This window comes from Streptomyces sp. NPDC097107 (genome assembly GCF_044762405.1).
Lineage (GTDB): Bacteria > Actinomycetota > Actinomycetes > Streptomycetales > Streptomycetaceae > Streptomyces > Streptomyces thinghirensis.
In genome coordinates this window covers 23,323-44,008 of sequence record NZ_JBIWEF010000010.1, presented here as the reverse complement: position 1 = coordinate 44,008, position 20,686 = coordinate 23,323, and the positions used below count along the sequence as shown (strand labels likewise).

The 20,686-nt window shown below is 72.7% G+C and carries 13 protein-coding genes; 9 read left to right on the top strand and 4 right to left on the bottom strand.

Going from position 1 to position 20,686, the window contains the following annotated elements; genetic code table 11:
* Window positions 1–2: 2 nt before the first annotated feature.
* The 3 genes from ACIQ1J_RS23845 to ACIQ1J_RS23835 all read left to right on the top strand — a co-directional run bounded on the left by ACIQ1J_RS23845 (window position 3) and on the right by ACIQ1J_RS23835 (window position 5,190).
* A complete protein-coding gene (locus tag ACIQ1J_RS23845) occupies window positions 3–2,261 on the top strand; it encodes a CDP-glycerol glycerophosphotransferase family protein (RefSeq protein ID WP_403559800.1) in 2,259 nt (752 codons plus the stop codon).
* Window positions 2,258–3,535, top strand: coding sequence for a hypothetical protein (locus ACIQ1J_RS23840; protein WP_403559798.1), 1,278 nt, complete (start codon window positions 2,258–2,260; stop codon window positions 3,533–3,535). Before ACIQ1J_RS23845 ends, ACIQ1J_RS23840 begins: the two co-directional genes overlap by 4 nt.
* Window positions 3,536–3,636: 101 nt before the next feature.
* Window positions 3,637–5,190, top strand: coding sequence for a hypothetical protein (locus ACIQ1J_RS23835; RefSeq protein ID WP_403559796.1), 1,554 nt, complete (start codon window positions 3,637–3,639; stop codon window positions 5,188–5,190).
* Between the two features lie 18 nt (window positions 5,191–5,208).
* On the opposite strand, the gene ACIQ1J_RS23830 is transcribed toward ACIQ1J_RS23835, so the two are convergent.
* Window positions 5,209–5,622, bottom strand: coding sequence for an organic hydroperoxide resistance protein (locus ACIQ1J_RS23830; RefSeq protein WP_403559793.1), 414 nt, complete (start codon window positions 5,620–5,622; stop codon window positions 5,209–5,211).
* A 128-nt stretch (window positions 5,623–5,750) separates the two neighbouring features.
* Between ACIQ1J_RS23830 and ACIQ1J_RS23825 the strand changes: the two genes are divergently transcribed.
* Together ACIQ1J_RS23825 and galE are read left to right on the top strand one after the other, a co-directional pair.
* Entirely contained in the window at window positions 5,751–6,221 is a 471-nt protein-coding gene (locus ACIQ1J_RS23825) for a MarR family winged helix-turn-helix transcriptional regulator (protein ID WP_403559790.1), read from the top strand.
* A gap of 82 nt (window positions 6,222–6,303) precedes the next feature.
* The gene (gene galE / locus ACIQ1J_RS23820) at window positions 6,304–7,284 is read left to right on the top strand and encodes a UDP-glucose 4-epimerase GalE (RefSeq protein ID WP_210960769.1); all 981 of its coding nucleotides are present in this window, start codon (window positions 6,304–6,306) and stop codon (window positions 7,282–7,284) included.
* Between the two features lie 196 nt (window positions 7,285–7,480).
* Here galE and ACIQ1J_RS23815 read toward each other — a convergent pair whose 3' ends face one another.
* Window positions 7,481–8,101: a TetR/AcrR family transcriptional regulator gene (locus ACIQ1J_RS23815; RefSeq protein ID WP_403559786.1), complete on the bottom strand. Its 621-nt coding sequence runs from the start codon at window positions 8,099–8,101 to the stop codon at window positions 7,481–7,483.
* Between the two features lie 164 nt (window positions 8,102–8,265).
* On the opposite strand from ACIQ1J_RS23815, the gene ACIQ1J_RS23810 reads away from it, so the two are divergent.
* The 4 genes from ACIQ1J_RS23810 to ACIQ1J_RS23795 all read left to right on the top strand — a co-directional run bounded on the left by ACIQ1J_RS23810 (window position 8,266) and on the right by ACIQ1J_RS23795 (window position 14,105).
* Window positions 8,266–9,198 carry an ABC transporter permease gene (locus ACIQ1J_RS23810; RefSeq protein WP_403559783.1) on the top strand — a complete coding sequence of 311 codons (933 nt, stop codon included), beginning with the start codon at window positions 8,266–8,268 and terminating at the stop codon, window positions 9,196–9,198.
* A 16-nt stretch (window positions 9,199–9,214) separates the two neighbouring features.
* Entirely contained in the window at window positions 9,215–10,063 is an 849-nt protein-coding gene (locus tag ACIQ1J_RS23805; RefSeq protein WP_403560226.1) for an ABC transporter ATP-binding protein, read from the top strand.
* 134 nt (window positions 10,064–10,197) lie between these two features.
* Window positions 10,198–12,417 (top strand): CDP-glycerol glycerophosphotransferase family protein, encoded by a 2,220-nt coding sequence (locus ACIQ1J_RS23800; protein WP_403559780.1) that lies wholly within the window; start codon window positions 10,198–10,200, stop codon window positions 12,415–12,417.
* Window positions 12,414–14,105 (top strand): glycosyltransferase family 2 protein, encoded by a 1,692-nt coding sequence (locus tag ACIQ1J_RS23795; protein ID WP_403559777.1) that lies wholly within the window; start codon window positions 12,414–12,416, stop codon window positions 14,103–14,105. The genes ACIQ1J_RS23800 and ACIQ1J_RS23795 overlap by 4 nt, the downstream gene beginning before the upstream one ends.
* A 27-nt stretch (window positions 14,106–14,132) precedes the next feature.
* Here ACIQ1J_RS23795 and ACIQ1J_RS23790 read toward each other — a convergent pair whose 3' ends face one another.
* Together ACIQ1J_RS23790 and ACIQ1J_RS23785 are read right to left on the bottom strand one after the other, a co-directional pair.
* A complete protein-coding gene (locus ACIQ1J_RS23790; protein ID WP_403559774.1) occupies window positions 14,133–15,578 on the bottom strand; it encodes a hypothetical protein in 1,446 nt (481 codons plus the stop codon).
* 104 nt (window positions 15,579–15,682) lie between these two features.
* Window positions 15,683–20,632 carry an NAD-glutamate dehydrogenase gene (locus tag ACIQ1J_RS23785; RefSeq protein ID WP_403559771.1) on the bottom strand — a complete coding sequence of 1,650 codons (4,950 nt, stop codon included), beginning with the start codon at window positions 20,630–20,632 and terminating at the stop codon, window positions 15,683–15,685.
* Between the last annotated feature and the right edge of the window lie 54 nt (window positions 20,633–20,686).

Here is a 20,686-nt window from a genome sequence, read left to right as displayed (position 1 = left end):
CCGTGCCCCGCTTCAGCGTCATCATCCCCTGCTTCAAGGTGCAGGGCTTCCTGCGCGAGTGCCTCGACTCCGTCCTGGACCAGTCCTACCGGGACATCGAGGTCATCGCCGTGAACGACTGCTCGCCGGACGGCTGCGGCGCGATCCTCGACGAGTACGCCGCCCGCGACGAGCGGGTGCGGGTGCTGCACCTGGAGGAGAACGTGGGCCTCGGCCGGGCCCGCAACGCCGGGCTGCCGCACGCCACCGGCGACTACCTCTTCTTCCTCGACAGCGACGACACCCTCACCCCGGGCGCCCTGCGCGCGATGGCCGACCGGCTCGCGGAGACGGAGGACCCGGACGACCCGGACGGCCCGGACGGCCCGGACGTCCTGGTGTTCGACTACGCGCGCACCTACTGGTGGGGCGGCACACGGCGCAACGTCCTGGCCGAGGTGCTGGCCGAGGCGGGCGACGGCACCTTCACGGCCGCCGAGCACCCCGGGATCCTCGACCTGCTGATGGTGGTCTGGAACAAGGTCTACCGGCGCGGCTTCGTCGAGCGGGAGGGCTTCACCTTCCCGCCGGGCTACTACGAGGACACGCCCTGGACCTTCCCGGTCATGTTCAGCGCCGGGCGGATCGCCACGCTGGACCGCATCTGCCTGAACTACCGGCAGCGCCGCCAGGGCAACATCCTTTCCACCACCAGCCGCAGGCACTTCGACGTCCACGCGCAGTACGAGCGGGTCTTCGCGTTCCTCGACGCCCGCCCGGAGCTGGCCAGCTGGCGGCCGTTCCTGCACGCCAAGATGGGTGAGCACTGCCTGGACATCCTGTCCAAGCCGGACCGGCTGCCCCCGTCGGACAAGGCCGAGTTCTTCCGCCGCACCGCCGAGATGTTCCGCGCGTACCGGCCGGAGGGCGCCGAGATCCCGGCCGGGCTGCGGGTACTGAACGGCGGATACGCCGCCTACCTGGTGCGGCGGCAGTCCGGGCGGGCCGGCCGGGAGCTGGAGCGGCGGGCGCGGCAGGCGCGCGCGGTGGCCGCCGGGCGTGCGGGGCGGGTGCGGACCGCGGTGAACCGCCGCCGCCCGCTGGACGCCGGCCTCGCCGTGTACTCGGCGTTCTCCCACCGGGGTGTGCTGGGCGACCCCGCGGCGGTCTACCGCAAGGCCCGCGAGATCGCCCCGCACCTGCGCGGGGTGTGGGTGGTGCGCGACGAGGAGTGCGCGGCGGACACGGCGGCGCTGCCGCCGGACACGGAGCACGTCATCCTGGGCAGCGCCGCCTACCGCCGGGTGACCGAGCGGGCCACGTTCTTCGTCAACAACGTCAACTGGCCCGGTGCCGTGGCCAAGCGTCCCGGCAGCGTCCACATCCACACCCATCAGGGCACCCCGCTCAAGTACATGGGCGCCGATCTGCTGGGGCGGCCCGGCGCCCGGTACGGCGTCGACGTGCCGCAGATGCTGCGCCGGGCCGACCGCTGGGACTACAGCCTGGTCGCGGGCCGGTACGCGGAGCGGGTGTGGGAGCGGGCGTACCCGTGCCACTTCACGTCCGTGCACACCGGCAGCCCGCGCAACGACGTGCTGGTCGGCGCCGCCCCGGAGGACGGCCGCCGGGTCCGCGAACGGCTGGGCGTCCCCGAGGGGCACACCGTCGTGCTGTACGCGCCGACCCGCCGCGAGTACCGGCGGGGCGGGCACGTGGAGCGGATCGACCTGGCCCGGCTCGCCGCCGACCTCGGCGACGGCCACACCCTGGTGGTCCGGCTGCACCCGTCCCTCGCCACCGGCCCGGCGCGCGGCATGGGCCTGACCGAGCTGCACCGGCGGGGCGTCCTGATCGACGCGACGGACGAGCCGCACGTCGAGGAGCTGATGCTCGCCTCCGACCTGCTGATCACCGACTACTCCGCCCTGATGTTCGACTACGCCGTCCTGGACCGGCCGATCGTGATCCACGCCGACGACTGGGGCGCCTACACGGCGAGCCGCGGCGCCTACTTCGACATCACCGCCGAGGCACCGGGCCATGTGTCGCGCTCCTACCGGGAGCTGGCGTGGCTGCTGGCGTCCGGCGCGTGGCGGGACGAGGAGGCGGCGCGGCTGCGGTCGGCCTTCCGGGCCCGGTTCTGCGAGTACGACGACGGGCTGGCCGCCGAGCGGGTCGTCCGGACGCTGATGCTGGGCGAGCAGATGCCGGAGCCCGTCGGCGTGCCCGGTGCCCGGGCCGTCCCGTCCGCCGTCCGCTCCCTGCTGACCTCGTCGTGAGGCCGCGCACCTGGGTGCTGCTCCTGGCCGCGGTGTTCGCCCTGCTCCAGCTCGCGAACGTCACCGGCCGGGACACCCCCGACACCAAGAACTACCTGTCGTACGCCCTGAGTCTCGGCGGCGGGAGCAAGCGCGGGGTGGCGGCGGCCACGATCGACTACGTGTGCACGAGCCAGGCGTCGACGGCCCGGCGGAACCAGAGCGTGCACGTGGTCCACTTCCACCGCCCCGACCCCACCGACCGGGTCGTGGACGAGTGCCGGGAGCGGGAGTGGCGGCACGTGGAGCCGCGGCTGGAGGCGGGGCAGACCGGTGGGCACACCGTGCCGTACATGGAGGAACGCTTCATGCGGATCTTCGAGGCGCGGCCCGGCTACCCGGTGTTCCTGGTGCCGTTCGTCCTGGCCTTCGGGGCGACGTGGGGGCTGTGGGCGGCGAGCGTCGTCATCGCGTGCGCGGGCGGCGTCCTCGCCTTCCTGGTCCTGCGCACCCTGTCCGTGTCGGTACCGCTCGCCCTGGCCGGGCAGGGCCTGTACTACGTGCTGCCGTGCGGGACGACCGCCATGCGCCCGATGACCGAGGGGCTGCTGATGGCGCTGACCCTCGCGGCGGTGTGGGGTTGTGCGCTGGTGCTGCGGGCGGGGCGCGCGCGGGCCGGGTACGCGCTGGTCGCCGGGTCGCTGCTCGCGCTCTTCACGGTCAAGCACTCCCAGGCGCTGTTCCTCGGGGCGTGCCTGGCGGCGACGGGCGCGCTGATCGCCCTGCGGCGGCACCGGCGGGGCCGGCCGCTCGGCCGGGACGTGCCGGCGCTCGCGGCGGTGGGTCTGGCAGGCGCCGTCGTCACCATGGCCCTGGCCCGGCTGCTGCACTACCCGTCCGTGTCCGACAGCCTCCAGGACCTGCTGACCGGCCACTTCGCCCGGCCCGACCGGGCGGACCCGTGGCCGGAGTTCTGGCAGTTGCAGGGCAACTTCTGGGTGGAGTGGCTGCGCCGGCAGGCGTGGGAGCCGCTGTTCGTCGCGGCCCTGGCCGCCGGGGCGTGGGGCGCGCTGCGGCGCGGCGGCGCGGTCGGCGGTTTCGTGGTCGCGGCGGCGTTCACCGGGATCCTCACCCAGGCCGGGCATCCGGACATCGACATCTGGGGCGGGCGGCTGATCGTGCTGGCGTGGCTGCTGCCGGTGGTGGGGGTGCCGCTGCTGCTGGAGCCGGTGGTGCGGGGGCGGGTGGCGCTGCCGTCGCAGGGGCACGCGGACCGGGCGCGCGCGACCAGCTGACCCGCACTCGATGGGGTGACGCGAGGTCAACTCGTTGACGCCGGCGGGATCATCGGGAACATACGCCAAATGTCCCGAATGCCCCACCCTTCGACCGTCCCGTGAGCGCCGGCGTCCTCGTCCGGCGTTCCGTGCGCGGAGCGACGGCGCTGCGCGGCGGCCGTGTCTGGCGTCCCACCCCGTACCAGAGTGCGGGTTTCCTCTTCTTCCTCCTGATGACGCTGGCGTACTGGGCGGTGCCGCTGTGCTGTGACGCCGGCCAGCACGCGGCCGTCGTCGAGCGCCTGAAGGCCGACCTCCTCCGCCCCCGCCACCCGATGGCCGACCTGCCGGGTGCCGGAAGCGCGTACTACTCGCCGTACGCGCTGGCGCAGGGCCTGTTCGCCCGGCTGACCGGGCTGGGCGGCTGGGAGGTGGTGCGGCTCGCCGGGCCGGTGAACCTGCTGGTGCTGCTGACGGGCCTCGGCCGGTTCGTGCGGGTGCTGTCCCCGCGCCCGTGGGCACCGGTGCTGGCGCTGGGCGCGATGACGCTGCTGTGGGGGACCGAGCGCGCCTGGTGGAGCGGCTATCTCGGGCTGATGTCGATGACGGGCAACCTGGGCTACCCGTCGGCCTTCGCGATCGGGCTCACCTTCTGGGCCTGGGCGCTGACCGGGGCGCGGGCGCGGGATCCGCGCCGGGTGCGGTACGTGGGCCCGAGCGGCCTGCGCGGCCTGCCCGGATACGCGGGACTCGGCCTCCTCTACGGCCTGATCCTCCTCGTCCACCCGATCACGGCGGTGGCGGCGGCGCTCGGCGCGGTGTCGCTGGTGGCCGGATGGCAGCGCGGGTGGCGCGGGGCGGTCGCCGGACGGTGGGCGCTGACGGGCGGCGTCGCGGTGGCGTCGGCGGCGGTGTGGCCGTACTTCGACGTGTTCGCGCTGGCCGGCGACGACAGCGTGGACGGGATGCACCGGATCCTGTACCTGGACCTGCCCGGGGAGTTCTGGCTCGCCCTGCTCGGGCTCCCGGCGCTCTGGCTGCGCGGACGCCGGTCGGCGCGGGATCCGCTGGTGCTGCTGTTCGCGCTGGACTGCGCGGTGGTGGCGTACGGCTGGTTCAGCGGCCACTACACCTACGGCCGGATCCTCGGGCTCACGCTGGTGCCGCTGCAGTTCGCCCTGGCGGTGGAGCTGGCGGCGCCCCGGCCGTGGGGGCGGTGGCGCAGGGCGCTGGGGTCGGCCGCCACGGCGGGGGCCCTGCTGGGGTTCCTCACGGTCCACGCCGGGGCGGTGCTGCCGCGCGCGCTCGATCCGGTCGGCTTCGAGCAGCCGCCGAACTGGCCGGCGTACGAGTGGGCGGCCCGGCACATCGGCCCGGGCGAGGTCGTGATCACCGACGGCTACTACGCCGGTCACGCCATCGCCGGGTACGGGCCGAACCTCGCGGCGCCCGCCTGGCCGGACCCGTCGCTGGACGAGCGGGCGCGCGGGCGGCGGGCGGCCGACGTCGAGGCGTATCTCGCGCCCGGCTCGACCCGCGCCGAGCGCGCCACCGTCGTCCGCCGCCACCACGTCCGCTGGCTGCTGCTGACCCGCTGGCGGCCGGTGCCCGAGGAGGCGGTGGTGGTGGCGTGGAGCGAGCGGACCGGGGAGGTGCTGGCGCGGGTCGGGTGAGCGCCGGCCCGGCCGCGACTACTCGATGACGAGGTCGACCGGGATGTTGCCGCGGGTCGCGTTGGAGTAGGGGCAGACCTGGTGGGCCTGCTCGACCAGCTTGCGGCCGGCCTCCGCGTCCACACCCTCGGGCAGTTCGACCCGGAGGGTGACGGCGAGCGCGAAGCCCTCGCCCTGCTTGCCGATCCCGACCTCCGCGGTCACCGCTGCGTCGCTGACGTCGACCTTCGCCTGTCGGCCGACGAGGCCGAGGGCGCTGCCGAAGCAGGCGGCGTACCCGGCGGCGAACAGCTGCTCGGGATTGGTGCCCTGCCCGCTCCCGCCCATCTCGACGGGGACGCCGAGCGCGAGGTCGAGCGTGCCGTCGGAGCTGACGGTGCGGCCGTCGCGGCCGTGGGTGGCGGTGGCGGCGGCGGTGTAGAGCGCGTCCATGGGAAACCGTCCCTCTCTGGGTTCTGTGGAGGAGTGTCGCGGTGACTTCCGACGGCACCCAGTAGAGCACTCAATTCAATTGTGCACAACTAAATTGCACGCAAAGGCCGTCGGCTACCCTGGGAACCATGACCACGCCCGCAACGGACTGGCTCCGCCTGGACCAGCAGATCTGCTTCTCCCTGAACGCCGCCTCGCGCGCCTTCAACGGCGTCTACCGCGTGGTCCTCAAGGACCTCGGCCTCACCTACCCGCAGTACCTGGTGATGCTGGTGCTGTGGGAGCACGGCGAGCTGCCGGTCAAGAGGCTCGGCGAGCACCTGCGCCTCGACTCCGGCACCCTCTCGCCCCTGCTCAAGCGGCTGGAGGCGGCCGGTCTGGTCCACCGGGAGCGCAGCGCGCGCGACGAGCGGTCGGTGGAGGTGCGGCTGACCGGGGAGGGCGTGGCGCTGCGCGAGCGGGCCGTGGAGGTGCCGCGCCGGATCGCCGCGGCGACCGGCCTGGACCTGGCGGAGGCCCAGGACCTGCGTGCCCGTCTCGACCGGCTCACGGCGGCCGTCGACGCGTACGGCACCGAGCCGGCCTCCGCCTCGTCCTGAAGGGTGCGGTGCCCACCTGGCACCGGAATGACGGATCATGACTACCCAGCACCGAGGACCACTGACGAGGGGACGGCCGCACATGACCTGGCTGATCACCGGCGGCGCCGGATACATCGGGGCGCACGTCGTAAGGGCGATGACCGAGGCGGGCGAGAAGGCGGTCGTGTACGACGACCTCTCCACCGGAATCGCCGAGCGGGTGCCCGACGGCGTCCCCCTGGTCGTCGGCTCGGTCCTGGACGGCGAGCGCGTCGCGCGCGCCCTGGCCGACCACTCGGTCACCGGCGTCGTGCACCTGGCCGCCAAGAAGCAGGTCGGCGAGTCGGTGGATCTGCCGCTGCACTACTACCGGGAGAACGTCGAGGGCCTGCGCGTCCTGCTGGAGACGGTCACGGCGGCCGGCGTCCCGTCCTTCGTCTTCTCCTCCTCCGCGGCCGTGTACGGCATGCCCGACGTCGACCTGGTGACGGAGGAGACGCCGTGCCTGCCCATGTCGCCGTACGGCGAGACGAAGCTGGCCGGCGAGTGGCTGGTCCGCGCCACCGGCCGGGCGTCCGGCCTGTCCACGGCCTCCCTCCGCTACTTCAACGTGGCGGGCGCGGCGAGCCCGGAGCTCGCCGACACGGGCGTATACAACCTCGTCCCGATGGTCTTCGAGAAGCTGACGGAGGGCGCCGCCCCGCGCGTCTTCGGCGACGACTACGCGACCCCGGACGGCACCTGCGTCCGCGACTACATCCACGTCGTCGACCTGGCCGAGGCCCACGTCGCCGCGGCCCGCGCCCTCCAGACCTCCCCCGGGAGCGCCCTCACCCTCAACATCGGCCGGGGCGAGGGCGTGTCCGTCCGCGAGATGATCGACCGCATCAACTCCCTCACCGGCCACGACCACCCCCCGACGGTCACCCCCCGCCGCCCCGGCGACCCGGCCCGCGTGGTGGCCTCGGCCGACCGCGCCGCCGTGGAACTGGACTGGAAGGCCAAGTACGACGTCGAGGACATGATCACCTCGGCCTGGGCGGGCTGGGTACGCCTGCATCCGGGAGCGGCGCGCGACTAGGTGTGCTGTCCCAGGAGGTCGGTGACGCCCGGGCTGGGTGCCGTCATCGCGGCGGGTCCTGCGCGGGGCGGCACGGCCGCCCTCGCCCGGCGACTGCGCGGCTGAGCGTCGGGGGCGGTGTCAGGTCGTCCGCTGAACGATCGCCGAAGGTGTCGGGCGCGTCCCGACAGGAGCCGCCGACAAGTACCGGCCGGTATCAGAGAGCCTTGAGCCCCGCCGCCGTCGCCCGCGCCAGCGCCGCCAGGTAGCCCTTCGGCAGCTTCGGGCTGCGGATGACCACCGAGCGCCAGTACAGCGGGCCCGAGATCAGGTCGAGGGCCAGGTCGGTGTCGACGGCGGGGCCCAGCTCGCCGCGTTCCGTCGCCGCCGCGAGGATCCTGCTGGCGACTCCGTCCTGGCCCTCCCGCAGGGTCTTCCGCATGGCCTCGGCGATGTCGGGATTGCGGGCCGCCTCCGCCTGGAGGTCGGGGATGATCTGGGACGCCACCGGGTGGCGCAGAGCACGGGACGTCACCTCGTACAGCAGCCGCAGGTCACCCTCCAGGGACCCGGTGTCGGGCGCGGGCAGGCCCTGCACGGCGAGCGCGGAGACGATGTCGAGCACCAGGTGCAGCTTGGAGCGCCAGCGCCGGTAGACGGCCGTCTTGCCGACCCCCGCGCGGCGCGCGATCCCCTCGATGGACATCCGCGCGTAGCCGACCGCCGCGAGCTCCCCGAAGACCGCCGCCCGGATGGCTTCCGTCACGTCCTCACGGAGCACGGCCGCCCCGGCGGGGGCCCGGCGGCGCGGGCGCGGCTCGTCGGCGTTGGTCGTCATGCGAGCCAAGCATAGGGGCGTTACGACGAAACGGTTGCGTTCCGTCGCAACCAAGCCCTACGCTCACGTTACGACGATACGGTCCCGTCCCGACGTAAGTGAACGCTCCCGGTCACCCCGGTGAACGACGGGCGCACCTCCACCCCCGAGCGAAAGCAGCGGATGTGAGTCAGGTCCTCCACACACCGCCCCCGACACCGGACGCGGTCGCCCCCGTCCCCGCCGACCACGACCCGGCGGCCCTCGCCGCCCGCCACGGTCTGTCGGTCAGCGGCGCCCGCCCCTCCCTGCCCGAGTACGTCCGTCAGCTGTGGGCGCGCCGGCACTTCATCACCGCCTTCGCCACCGCCAAGCTCACCGCCCAGTACAGCCAGGCCAAGCTGGGCCAGGTCTGGCAGGTGATGACGCCCCTGCTCAACGCGGCGGTGTACTACTTCATCTTCGGCATGCTGATGAACACCAGCCGGGGCGTGGAGGACTTCGTCCCGTTCCTGGTCACCGGCGTGTTCGTGTGGACGTTCACGCAGAGCTCGATCATGGCGGGCACCAAGGCCGTCTCCGGCAACCTCGGCCTCGTGCGCGCCCTGCACTTCCCGAGGGCGGCACTGCCGGTCTCCTTCTGCCTCCAGCAGTTGCAGCAGCTGATGTTCTCGATGGCCGCCCTGGTCGTGATCCTGCTCGCCTTCGGCGTACCGCCCGCCGCCTCCTGGGCGCTGGCCGTCCCGGCGCTGGCGCTGCAGTTCGTGTTCAACGCGGGCGTGGCGCTGGTCATGGCCCGGGTGGGCTCCAAGATCCCCGACATGGCCCAGCTGATGCCGTTCCTGCTGCGGACCTGGATGTACGGCTCGGGCGTCATGTTCAGCATCCATCACATGACCGGCCCGGACAGCGGCCTGCCCTCATGGGTCGGCCCCCTCCTCCAGGTCAACCCGGCCGTCGTCTACATCGACCTGATGCGCTTCGCGCTGATCGACAGCTTCGGCGGCGGCATGCTGCCGGACCACGTCTGGGCGATGGCCGTGGGCTGGGCCCTGGTCGCCGGGATCGGCGGCTTCATCTACTTCTGGAAGGCCGAGGAGACGTACGGACGTGGCTGACAACAACGGCAACGACATGGGCAAGCAGGCGGACGAGCGCGTCCCCACCGTCGTCGCCGACGGCGTCGACATCGTCTACCGGGTCAACGGCACCGGCGCCGGCCGCGGCTCCGCGACCGCCGCCCTGAACCGCATCCTGCGCGGCAGGAAGGCCGAGAAGGCGGCGGGCGTGCGCCGGGTGCACGCAGTGAAGAACGTGTCCTTCGTCGCGTACCGCGGTGAGGCGATCGGGCTGATCGGCACCAACGGCTCCGGCAAGTCGACGCTGCTCAAGGCGGTCGCCGGCCTGCTCCCGGTGGAGAACGGACGCATCTACACGGACGGCCAGCCCTCCCTCCTCGGCGTCAACGCGGCCCTGATGAACGACCTCACCGGCGAGCGCAACGTCCACCTCGGCGGCCTGGCGATGGGCATGTCCCGCGCGCAGATCAGGGAGCGCTACCAGGAGATCGTCGACTTCTCCGGCATCAACGACAAGGGCGACTTCATCACCCTGCCGATGCGCACGTACTCCTCCGGCATGGCGGCCCGGCTGCGCTTCTCCATCGCCGCCGCCAAGGACCACGACGTCCTCCTCGTCGACGAGGCCCTGGCCACCGGCGACCGCTCCTTCCAGAAGCGGTCCGAGGAACGCATCCGGGAGCTGCGCAGGCACGCCGGCACGGTGTTCCTGGTCAGCCACAGCAACAAGTCCATCCGCGACACCTGCGACCGGGTGCTGTGGCTGGAGCGCGGTGAGCTGCGCATGGACGGGCCGACGGAGGAGGTCCTGAAGGAGTACGAGAAGTTCACCGGCGGCCCGGACAGGGCGGCGAAGCCCAAGCCGGCGGCCAAGCCCGCCCCGAAGGCGAAGACGGCCGCCTGACCTCGCCCCGAGCGCGCCCCCTCCCCCGGGAGGCGTACGCACGGTTAACCCTTTTGCCCGATTAGTGCCACTATGGCCGAACGACCGAACAGGAGAGCGCCGGGAGCGACGACGACGGCGAAGGAGTCCCCGCGATGCCCGAGACCCCCGACCTCAGCGTCATCGTCCACGGCCCCAACGTCCAGGACCACCTGCCCGCCCTCCTCGACACCCTCGACGCCCACCCCCTCACCGGCGTCGAGGTGATCGTCGCCGCCGTCGGGGACTGGGCACGGGAGGCGGCCGAGCGGCACACCCCGGCGTTCACCGTCCTGCCGCTGCCGGACGGGGCGGGCGACGCCGCGGCCCGCGCGGCGGGGGCGGCGCGGGCGTCGGGCCGGTGGCTGCACTTCGTCCACGCCAAGGACGGGCTGCCTCCCGGCGCCCCGCGCACCATCGCCGAGCACGCCGCGAACCTCCCCGACACCGGGCACGGCACCGTGGACGTCCTGCTCTTCGACCACGTCCGCAGCACCTGGCGAGCCTGCGGCCTGCCCTCCCCGGACGGGCCCCGCCTCGCCCGCGCGGGCCGCGCCGGCCTCGCCCTCGACGACCGCGCGGCGCTGCTCGGACTGACCCCGCTGCTCGGCAACCGCGCCGTGCGCGCCGGCTTCTGGCGGGCCCACGAGCGCCTCCTCACCACCGACGACGAGCCCTTCGCCGCGTACGCCGCCCTGCTGCTCGCCGATCGAGTGGCCTGTCTGCCCCACCCCGCGTACGAGCAGCGCCGGCTGCGCCCCGAGAGCCTGCCGCCGGTCACGGCGAAGCAGCGCTACGCCCTGGTCGAGCGCTACGAGACGCTCCTCGACCTGGCCGCCGGCCGCCCGGCCGTCCACACCGTCCTGTACGACCTGATGGTCCGCGACTGCCTGCGCACCTTCGCCCGCGCCGGGATGCCGGACGGCGTGGCGCGGGAGTTCTTCCACCGGGCGTCCCTGGCCGCCCGGCGCCACCGCCCCGAAGGCCACCGGCGCCCGGCCGGCCTCGAAGGCGTACGCCGGTCGCTGCTGGAGCGGGACGCCCGCGCCGAGTACCGCGCGCTCCAGGCCGCCAACCGCACGCGCCGCAGGATGCGGTCGGCGGCGCGCACCGGCCGGCACCGGGCCGGGACGCGGCTGCGCGCCCTCCAGTACCGTCGGGCGCTCGCCGAGCCGGTCGATCCGCACCTCGCCGTCTTCTCGGCGTACTGGGCCCGCGGCGTGGCCTGCAACCCGGCCGCCATCGCCGCCAAGCTCGCGGAACTCGCGCCGAGCGTCCACCCGGTGTGGGTGGTCACCGCCCCGGGCGCCGCCCTGCTGCCGCCCGGCACCGACCACGTCGTGCCCGGCACCCGCCGCTACTGGGAGGTGCTGGCGCGCGCCAAGTACCTCGTCAACAACGTCAACTTCCCGGACGCGGTCGTCAAACGCCCCGGCACCGTGCACGTCCAGACCCACCACGGCACCCCGCTCAAGCGCATGGGCCTGGACCAGATGCCGTACCCCGCCGCCGCCCGGGGCCTGGACTTCCAGGCCCTGCTGGAACGCGTCGACAAGTGGGACTACAGCGTCTCGGCCAACAGCCACTCCACCCGCATGTGGCAACGGGCGTACCCGTCCCGCCACACCTCCCTCGACCACGGCTATCCGCGCAACGACGTCTACTACACCGCCGGCGCCGCCGAGGTCCGCGCGGTCCGCGAACGCCTGGGCATCGCGCCCGGCCACCGGGCGATCCTCTACGCGCCCACCCACCGCGACTACGAGGCCGGCTGGACCCCGCGCCTGGACCTCGCCGCCCTCGCCGACCGACTCGGCGAGGAAACGATCCTGCTGGTGCGCGCCCACTACTTCTACGAGACCGCCGCCTCTCCGCTGGCGGGCCTGCGCCGCACCGGCCGGATCATCGACGTCTCCTCCTACGACCCCGTCGAGGAGCTGTGCCTGGCCGCCGACGCGCTGGTCACGGACTACTCGTCGATCATGTTCGACTACGCCAACCTCGACCGCCCGATCGTGATCCACGCCGACGACTGGGAGACGTACCGCACCACCCGGGGCGTCTACTTCGACCTGATGGCCGAGGCCCCGGGCCCGGTCGCCCGCGACCAGGCGGAGCTGTCGGAGATCCTCACCACGCACGCCTGGCGCGACGAACGCGCGGCGAAGGCGCGGGCCGCCTTCCGGCGCCGGTTCTGCGAGTACGACGACGGCCGCGCCGCAGAGCGCGTCGTACGCCGGATCTTCCTCGGCGAGGACGAACGGACGCTGCCCCCCGTACTTCCGGTCGAGGAACGCACCCCGGCACCGAGCCCCGAGGAGGCGACCGCGTCATGAGCACGTCCATGACCACTTCCGCGAGCACGCCCGACGTCACCGTCACGGTCATCGTCTACAACGACGCCGAGCGCCTCCCCCGCGCGGTCGCGTCCGCCCTGCGCCAGACCCACGCCAACATCGAGGTCGTCATCAGCGACGACCACTCGACGGACGCGACCGAGGACGTGGCCCGCGGACTCGCCGCCCGCGACCCCCGCGTCGTCCACCTCCGCCTGCCCGAGAACAGCGGCGGCTGCAGCGCCCCGCGCAACCGCGCCCTGGAGATCGCGCGGGCGCCGTACCTGATGTTCCTGGACAGCGACGACGAACTCCCCGAGCGCGCCGTCGAGGTCCTGCTCGCCGCCCACCGCGAACGCGACATCGACTTCGCGATGGGCGCGGTGCACCGGATACGCGTGGACGGCGGACGCCGGACGACGTGGATGCCGCACCTGGTCGCCGAACGCCGCACCCTCGACGGCGTCGAGGCCGACCCACGGCTGTTCTTCGAGCACCTGTCGACCAGCAAGATGTACGCCCGCGCCTTCCTCGACCGGCACGACCTGCGCTTCCCCGAGGGCATCCACTACGAGGACCAGCTCTTCTCGGCGCAGGCGTACTGCCTGGCCAAGACGTTCACCGTCGTCCCCGAGCCGGTCTACCGCTGGTACGTCGCCCCGTACGCCGCCTCCGAGACGGCCTCCATATCCAACCAGCGGCACAAGCTGACCAACGTCCGCGACCGCGTCCACGTGCAGCGTCTCATCGACGCGTTCCTGGCCGAGAGCGGGCACGTGTCGTTGCGCGAGGACAAGGACTTCAAGTTCCTCAAGCACGACTTCCGGATGTACGCCGGTGACCTGCCGTACCGGGACGACGCGTGGCTCGCGTCCTTCGCGGACATCGTGACCCCGTACCTCGACACACTGGCCCCGGGCGCCTACGCCCGACTCCCCCGCGCCGAACGGGTCGTCCTCCAACTGGTCCGCGACCGCCGCCTGTCCGACGTACGCCTCGCCGCCCGGGGCCTCGGTCACGAGGTCGCCCCGCGCCGGACCACATCGGACCCGGCGGACGGCCGCACCTACTGGGGCGAGGAGGTCCCGCACTCCGAACAGGCCCGCCGCGAACTCGACCTGACGGGCCTGGACCTGGACACCCGCCCGTTCTTCACCGCCCGGCTCCGCCACGAGGTGACCGGGATCGAGCGGGGCCCCGGCGCCTCGATGGACCTGACCGTCCGCACCTACGACCCGGCCCTGCGCCTGCCGGTCGGCCCCCAGCGCGCCACCCTCCACCTCAGCCCCGGCCGCCGCCGCCTCGCGGTCCCCTTCCGCCTCTGCCCCGTCCGCCCCGGCGTCTTCGAGGGCCGCGTGCGCCTGGACCTGGCGTCGGCCCGCCTCCCCCTCCAGGGCTTCGAGGGCGTCCGCCACCCCGTACTCCGCCTCCGCCACCAGGGCCAGACCCACACGGGCATCCTCCTGGCCCCGCTCGCCTTCACCCCCCTCGCCGCCCGGGTCCCCTACCACTCGGGCGCCCTGCCCCACCGGGTCACGGTGGAACCGGAGGGCCACGACCCGGGCCGGCTCCAGATCCGCTGGCAGCCGGTGGGCCCGGCGGCGGTGCTCATCCACCCGGCGGTACGCCGCCTGGCCACGCCACGTGTGAAGCGGGCGGTCCGCCTGGCGGCGAGCGTCCTGCGCTGAACCCGCCCGCGGCACCCCGCCCGGCTCTCACCCCACCACCTCGTACAGGATCTGCCCGTCCGGCCCCCGCGTCACCACCCGCAGCCCCCCGGCACCCCGGAGCCCGTCCCCCCGATCCACCACCCACCGCACCCCGTACTCCCGCGCGATCCCGCGCCGCACACCGCCGGCCGCCCCCTTGGAGAAGTACGTCCGCGCCGCCGCCACCCGCTCCTCCTCGTCCCGCAGGAAGAAGTCTGGATACCCGGGAGCCACGGTGTACGGCCCGTAGGCCGGGATCTGCCGCGACGGAAACGTCCTCGCCATGACCACGTCCCCGTACCCCACCCACGGCGTGATCCAGTGGTATCCGGTCCAGGGCTCCCGGTACTTCGCCTCGACCACTCCCGGCAGCAGCCCCCGGTCCACCACGTACCCAAGCGTCCCCGCCTGCGCCCACGCCCCCACGACCAGCGCCGCGCCCAGCACGCACGCCCACCCGGCCCGCACCGCCCGCCGCCCGGCCTCCACCACCTCCAGCGCCACCGCGAGCTGCGCCGGAATCAGCGCGGCGGGCAGCACCCGCCCCCACGACCAGTGCCCGCTCACCCCGCCCGCCGCGAACAGCACCGCTCCCAGGACGAAGAACAGCACCAGCACGTCCCGCCGGTCCCGCCACCACCGCACGCCCAGCGCCGCCACCCCCGCCAGCACCAGCCAGTACCGCCCGGGCAGGTCCCGGTACAGCGACCGGTGCACCGCGTTCATCCCGTCCCCGGCGCCGAGCAGCGCGAAGAAGTAGTAGTACGGCCAGACCCACAGCACCCCCACCCCGAGCGCCAGGCCCACGGCGAAGCGCCCGGGCGCCCGCCACCCGGTCCGCGCCGAGCACACGACGGCGAGCGCGCCCAGCGAAGCCACGACGCCGGAGAACTGGTGGACGAGGAGGATCACCGCCCACAGCACTCCGCACCCGAGCCGGGCACCCCACCCCTGCGCCCGCGACAGCCACGCCCACAGGTGGAAGGCGAGACCGAGCGCGAACACGCTCGGATACGCCACCGTCAGCGCGAGGGAGTGGAGCCCGAGGAAGCCGCTCCAGCTGACCTGTGCCGTGCCCCACAGCAGGACCAGGCTGAGGAGCGCGAGCGGAGGCGCCGCCGGACGCGCGCTCAGCACCCGCACGTACCGCCACACCCCTGTCACCAGCACCCCGATTCCCACCAGCGCCCCGAGCCGCAGCACGACGAAGACGGAGAACCCGGTCGCCTTGGCCGCACAGCCGAGCAGCACCGTCCACGGCGAGTAGTACGGGCTGGGCGTGTCCGCGTCGACCAGCGGATTGCCGGGGTCGAGCAGGCTGTGCCGCAGACGCTCGACGGTGGCCGCGTGGATGCCCAGGTCACCGGCCCAGGGCAGCCGGACGACGGCCAGGAGCAGGAGTAGCAGGAGGACGAGCGCGGCGACGCGTACGGTCCAGAGACGCCCAGTCACTCCGTCACCTTATGCGGAGTTTCCGGACAGAGCGGACATGAAGGAGCCCCGGGTCGAGTGACCCGGGGCGCCTCGCACGGCTGTGCGGCTACGGCATCACGCCGTCACGAATGCGTACGCAGCAGCGTCCGCATCGTCCGCATCGCCACCGACAGGTTGGAGAGGTCGAAGTCCTCCGAGTTGTGGATCTCCTCCAGCGTGGTGCGGGCCCGGCCGAGGATCGCCGCGTTCTGCTGCTCCCACGCCTTGAACCGCTGCTCCGGTGTCGACGTGCCGTTGCCCGCCGCCAGGACGTCGGCGGTGAGCGCCGCGTGCGCCGCGTACAGGTCCTCGCGGATCGCCGCGCGGGCCATGGACTGCCAGCGGTCGTTGCGGGGCAGATCGCTGATCCGGTCCATCAGCTGGGTGACGCTCAGCCGGTCGGCGAGGTCGTAGTACACCTCGGCGACGTCCAGCGGCTCCTTGCCCATGCGGTCGGCCACCGACACGATGTCCAGCGTCGGGAAGGCCGAGGAGAACCCGGCCACCCGCGTGGCCGGCTCGTCCGGGACACCGGCGGCGGTCAGCTCGTCGTGGATGTGCTGGTACCACTCCGCGTCCGCGCCCCGCAGCAGCTTCGGCAGCTGCGACCAGACCTGCTCGACGCGCTCGGCGAAGAACTCCACCGTCTCGGCCAGCTCCAGCGGCTGCGGCCGGTTGTTGAGCAGCCAGCGCGTGCCCCGCTCGACCAGGCGCCGCGAGTGCAGCCGGATGCGGGTCTGCACGGCGGCCTCGACCTTGGTGTCCAGCGCCTCCACCGCGTCCCACACCGGGGAGGAGCTGAAGATCGCCCGGGCCGCGGTCTGCGCCCGCACGATCTCCTCAAGCGACGCGCCGGTCTCCTCACGCATCCGGTGCAGATAGGTCGTACCGCCCGTGTTGACCGTGTCGTTGACCAGGACGGTCGTCGTGATCTCGCGGCGCAGCGGGTGGCCGTCGATCCGGTCGGGGAACTGCTCGCGCAGCGCCGTCGGGAAGTACGCGTGCAGCAGGCCCTTGAGGTACGGGTCGTCGGGCAGCGAGGTGTGCAGCAGTTCCTCGGCGACCGTGATCTTCGTGTACGCCAGCAGCACGGCGGTCTCCGGGCCGGTCAGGCCCTGTGCGGCGCCGAGGCGTTCGCGGATCTGGCGGTCGGTGGGCAGGAACTCCAGGGCCCGGTTGAGATGGCCCTCCCTGACCAGGTGGCGCATGAAGCGCTGCTGGGCGTGGAGCATGTCCTTGGACTGGGCCAGCGCGTTGGCGATCGCCGTGTTCTGCGCGTAGTTGTTGCGCAGGACCAGCGCGCCGACCTCGTCGGTCATCTCGGCGAGCAGCTTGTTGCGCTGCTTGACGGTCATGTCGCCGTCCTTGACGAGACCGTTGAGCAGGATCTTGATGTTCACCTCGTGGTCGGAGGTGTCCACGCCCGCGCTGTTGTCGATGGCGTCGGTGTTGATCCGGCCGCCGTGCAGCGCGAACTCGATCCGGCCCAGCTGGGTCAGGCCGAGGTTGCCGCCCTCGCCGACGACCCGGACCCGCAGGTCCTTGCCGTCGACGCGGATGGCGTCGTTGCCCTTGTCGCCGACGTCGCCGTTGGACTCGGTGGACGCCTTGACGTACGTACCGATGCCGCCGTTCCACAGCAGGTCCACCGGCGCCGACAGGATGGCCTTCATCAGGTCGGCCGGGGTCATCTTGGTGACGCCGGCCTCGATGCCGAGGGCTTCGCGGACGTGCGCGTTGACCGGGATCGACTTGGCCGTGCGCGGGAAGATCCCACCGCCCGCCGAGAGCAGCTCGGTGTTGTAGTCCTCCCAGGAGGAGCGCGGCAGCTCGAACAGGCGGCGCCGCTCGGCGTACGAGGTGGCCGCGTCCGGGTTCGGGTCGATGACGATGTGCCGGTGGTCGAAGGCGGCGACCAGGCGGATGTGCTCGCTGAGCAGCATGCCGTTGCCGAAGACGTCACCGGACATGTCACCGATGCCGACGACCGTGAAGTCCTGGGTCTGGGTGTCGACGCCCAGCTCCCGGAAGTGCCGCTTGACGGACTCCCAGGCGCCGCGGGCGGTGATGCCCATGCCCTTGTGGTCGTAGCCCGCCGAGCCGCCGGAGGCGAAGGCGTCGCCGAGCCAGAAGTTGTAGGACTCGGCGACCTCGTTGGCGATGTCCGAGAACTTCGCGGTGCCCTTGTCGGCCGCGACGACGAGGTAGGTGTCGTCCTCGTCGTGCCGGACGACGTCGGCGGGGTGCACGACCTCGCCGGCCACCATGTTGTCGGTGATGTCGAGCAGCGCCGAGATGAACGTCTTGTAGCTGGCGATGCCCTCGGCCATCCAGGCGTCGCGGTCGGCGTTCGGGTCGGGCAGCTGCTTGGCGACGAAGCCGCCCTTGGCGCCGACCGGCACGATGACGGTGTTCTTCACCATCTGCGCCTTGACCAGGCCGAGGATCTCGGTGCGGAAGTCCTCCCGGCGGTCCGACCAGCGCAGACCACCGCGCGCGACCTTGCCGAAGCGCAGGTGCACGCCCTCGACGCGCGGCGAGTACACCCAGATCTCGAACGCCGGGCGCGGCGCGGGGAGGTCCGGGATGGCCTGCGGGTCGAACTTCATGGAGACGTAGTCGTGGGGCTTGCCGCCCGCCGCCTCCTGGAAGAAGTTCGTCCGCAGCGTCGCCTTGATGACGGTGAGGAAGGACCGCAGGATCCGGTCCTCGTCGAGGCTCGCGACCTGGTCGAGGGCCGCGTCGACCTCTTCGAACAGGGCGTCGACGATCTCGCGCCCGGCACGCTGGCGCTCGGGAGCCATCCGCGCCTCGAACAGGGAGACGAGCAGCCGCGTGGTGTGGACGTTGTTGCGGAGGGTGTCCTCCATGTAGTCCTGGCTGAACGTCGACCCGGCCTGCCGCAGGTACTTGGCGTACGCGCGCAGCACCATCGCCTGCCGCCAGGTGAGCCCGGCGCTGAGCACGAGGGCGTTGAAGCCGTCGTTCTCCGCCTGACCGGTCCAGGTGGCGGCGAAGGCGTCCTGGACGCGCTCGCGCGCGTCGTCGCCGAGGTAGTCGGCGCCGCCCGCCACCGACTTGGGCATGCGCAGCCCGAAGTCGTAGATCCAGGCGGTCGTGCGGTCCGAGCAGCGCAGCTCGTACGGCCGCTCGTCGGTGACCTCGACGCCGAGCCGGCTGAGCACCGGCAGGACGGCCGACAGGGAGACCTGGCCGCCCTTCTGGTAGATCTTGAAACGCCGCTCCTCGGGCGCGGCGCCGACCGGCTCGTACAGGCTCAGCGCGAACGTCCTGTTCTCGTCGAGCCGCTCCAGGTGACCGAGGTCGGCGACCGCGGAGCGCGGGCCGTGGTCCGCCTTGTAGCCCTCGGGGAAGGCGCTCCCGTAGTAGCGCAACAGCTCCGCGGAGCGCTCCTCGCCGACCTCGGCGGTCAGCGCCTCGGCGAACCCGTCGGCCCAGGAACGGGCGGCCTCGACGAGACGGGCCTCGATGCGCTCCTTGTCCGCGTCGGACAGCTGCGGCAGCTCGGTGCCCTGCGGCACGCGGACCACGAAGTGCAGCCGGGACAGGATCGACTCGGTGTTCCAGGCCGTGAAGTCGACACTGGTGCCGCCGAGCTCCTCCTTGAGGATCTCGATGATCCGCAGCCGGACACCGGTGGTGTAGCGGTCGCGGGGGAGGTACACGAGGGCCGAGTAGTAGCGCCCGTACTCGTCCTGCCGCAGGTAGAGACGGAGACGGCGCCGCTCCTGGAGGTAGAGCACGGAGGTGACGACCGGCTCCAGCTCCTCGACCGGCATCTGGAACATCTCGTCGCGCGGGTACGTCTCCAGGATCTGCAGCAGATCCCGTCCGTCGTGGCTGTTGGGCGAGAAGCCTGCCCGTTCCAGCACCTCCTCCACCTTGCGCCGGACGACCGGCACCCGGCGGACGGACTCGGTGTAGGCGGCGGAGGAGAACAGGCCGAGGAAGCGGCGCTCCCCGACGACGTTGCCCTGCTCGTCGAACTTCTTGACGCCGACGTAGTCCAGGTACGACGGCCGGTGCACGGTGGCCCGGCTGTTGGCCTTGGTCAGCACCAGCAGCCGGTGCTCGCGGGCCTTGGCCCGGGCGTCGGCGGGCAGCCGCTCGAAGGACGGGCTGACCGGGTGGCTCTCGTCGGCCGCGTGGTGCGGGTCGGAACGCAGGATGCCGAGGCCGGTACCGGCGACGGCGGCGAGCGAGTCGTCGCCACGCAGCTGATACTCGCGGTAGCCGAGGAAGGTGAAGTGGTCGTCGGCCAGCCAGCGCAGCAGCTCGCGGGCCTCCTCCAGCTCCCGCGGGGGGAGGTCGTCGGGGACCGGCTCCGTCGGCAGCTGCTCCGCGATGCGGACGGCCGCGTCCCGCATCTTGCCCCAGTCCTCGACCGTCTCGCGGACGTCGTTCAGGACGCGCAGCAGGTCGGCGGTGATCTGCTTGAGGTCGCCGCGGTCGGTCTCGCGGTCGAACTCGACGTGGATCCAGGACTCGACGTGCGCGTCGTGCGGGAGGTCGTCGGAGGGCCCGCGGGTGAGTACCTCGACGAGCTTGCCGGTCACGTCGCGCCGCACCACGATCAGCGGGTGGACGACGACGTGGATGCCGCGCCCCTGCCGGGTCAGCTCGTTGGTCACGGAGTCGACGAGGAAGGGCATGTCGTCCGTGACCACCTCGACGACGGAGTGGCTGCACGTCCAGCCGTTCTCCTCGACCGTCGGGGTGTGCACCCGCACGTTCGCCGTGCCCTGCGGGCGGTTCCCGGCCAGCCGGTAGTGCGAGACGGCGGCTCCGAAGACGTCGACCGGGTCGCGGTCGGCCAGGTCCTCCGGGGCGGTGTGCCGGTAGTAACGCCGGAGGAACGCGAACACGGATGCGTGGTCCGGGGTGCCCGGGGCGTCCGGCGTGCCCTCGTCCGTCGTCCCAGTCGGTAGGTGCCCCCCGACCGGGCTGTTCTCAGCTACCCGCGCAGCCCTTTCGAGCAGCTCGGCCTTGGCTTCGTCCAGCTTGGTCTGCATTGTCCTCTGGCTCCTGTCGCGCGCCGTTGCGTGACGTAGAAGGAAGTACGGTCT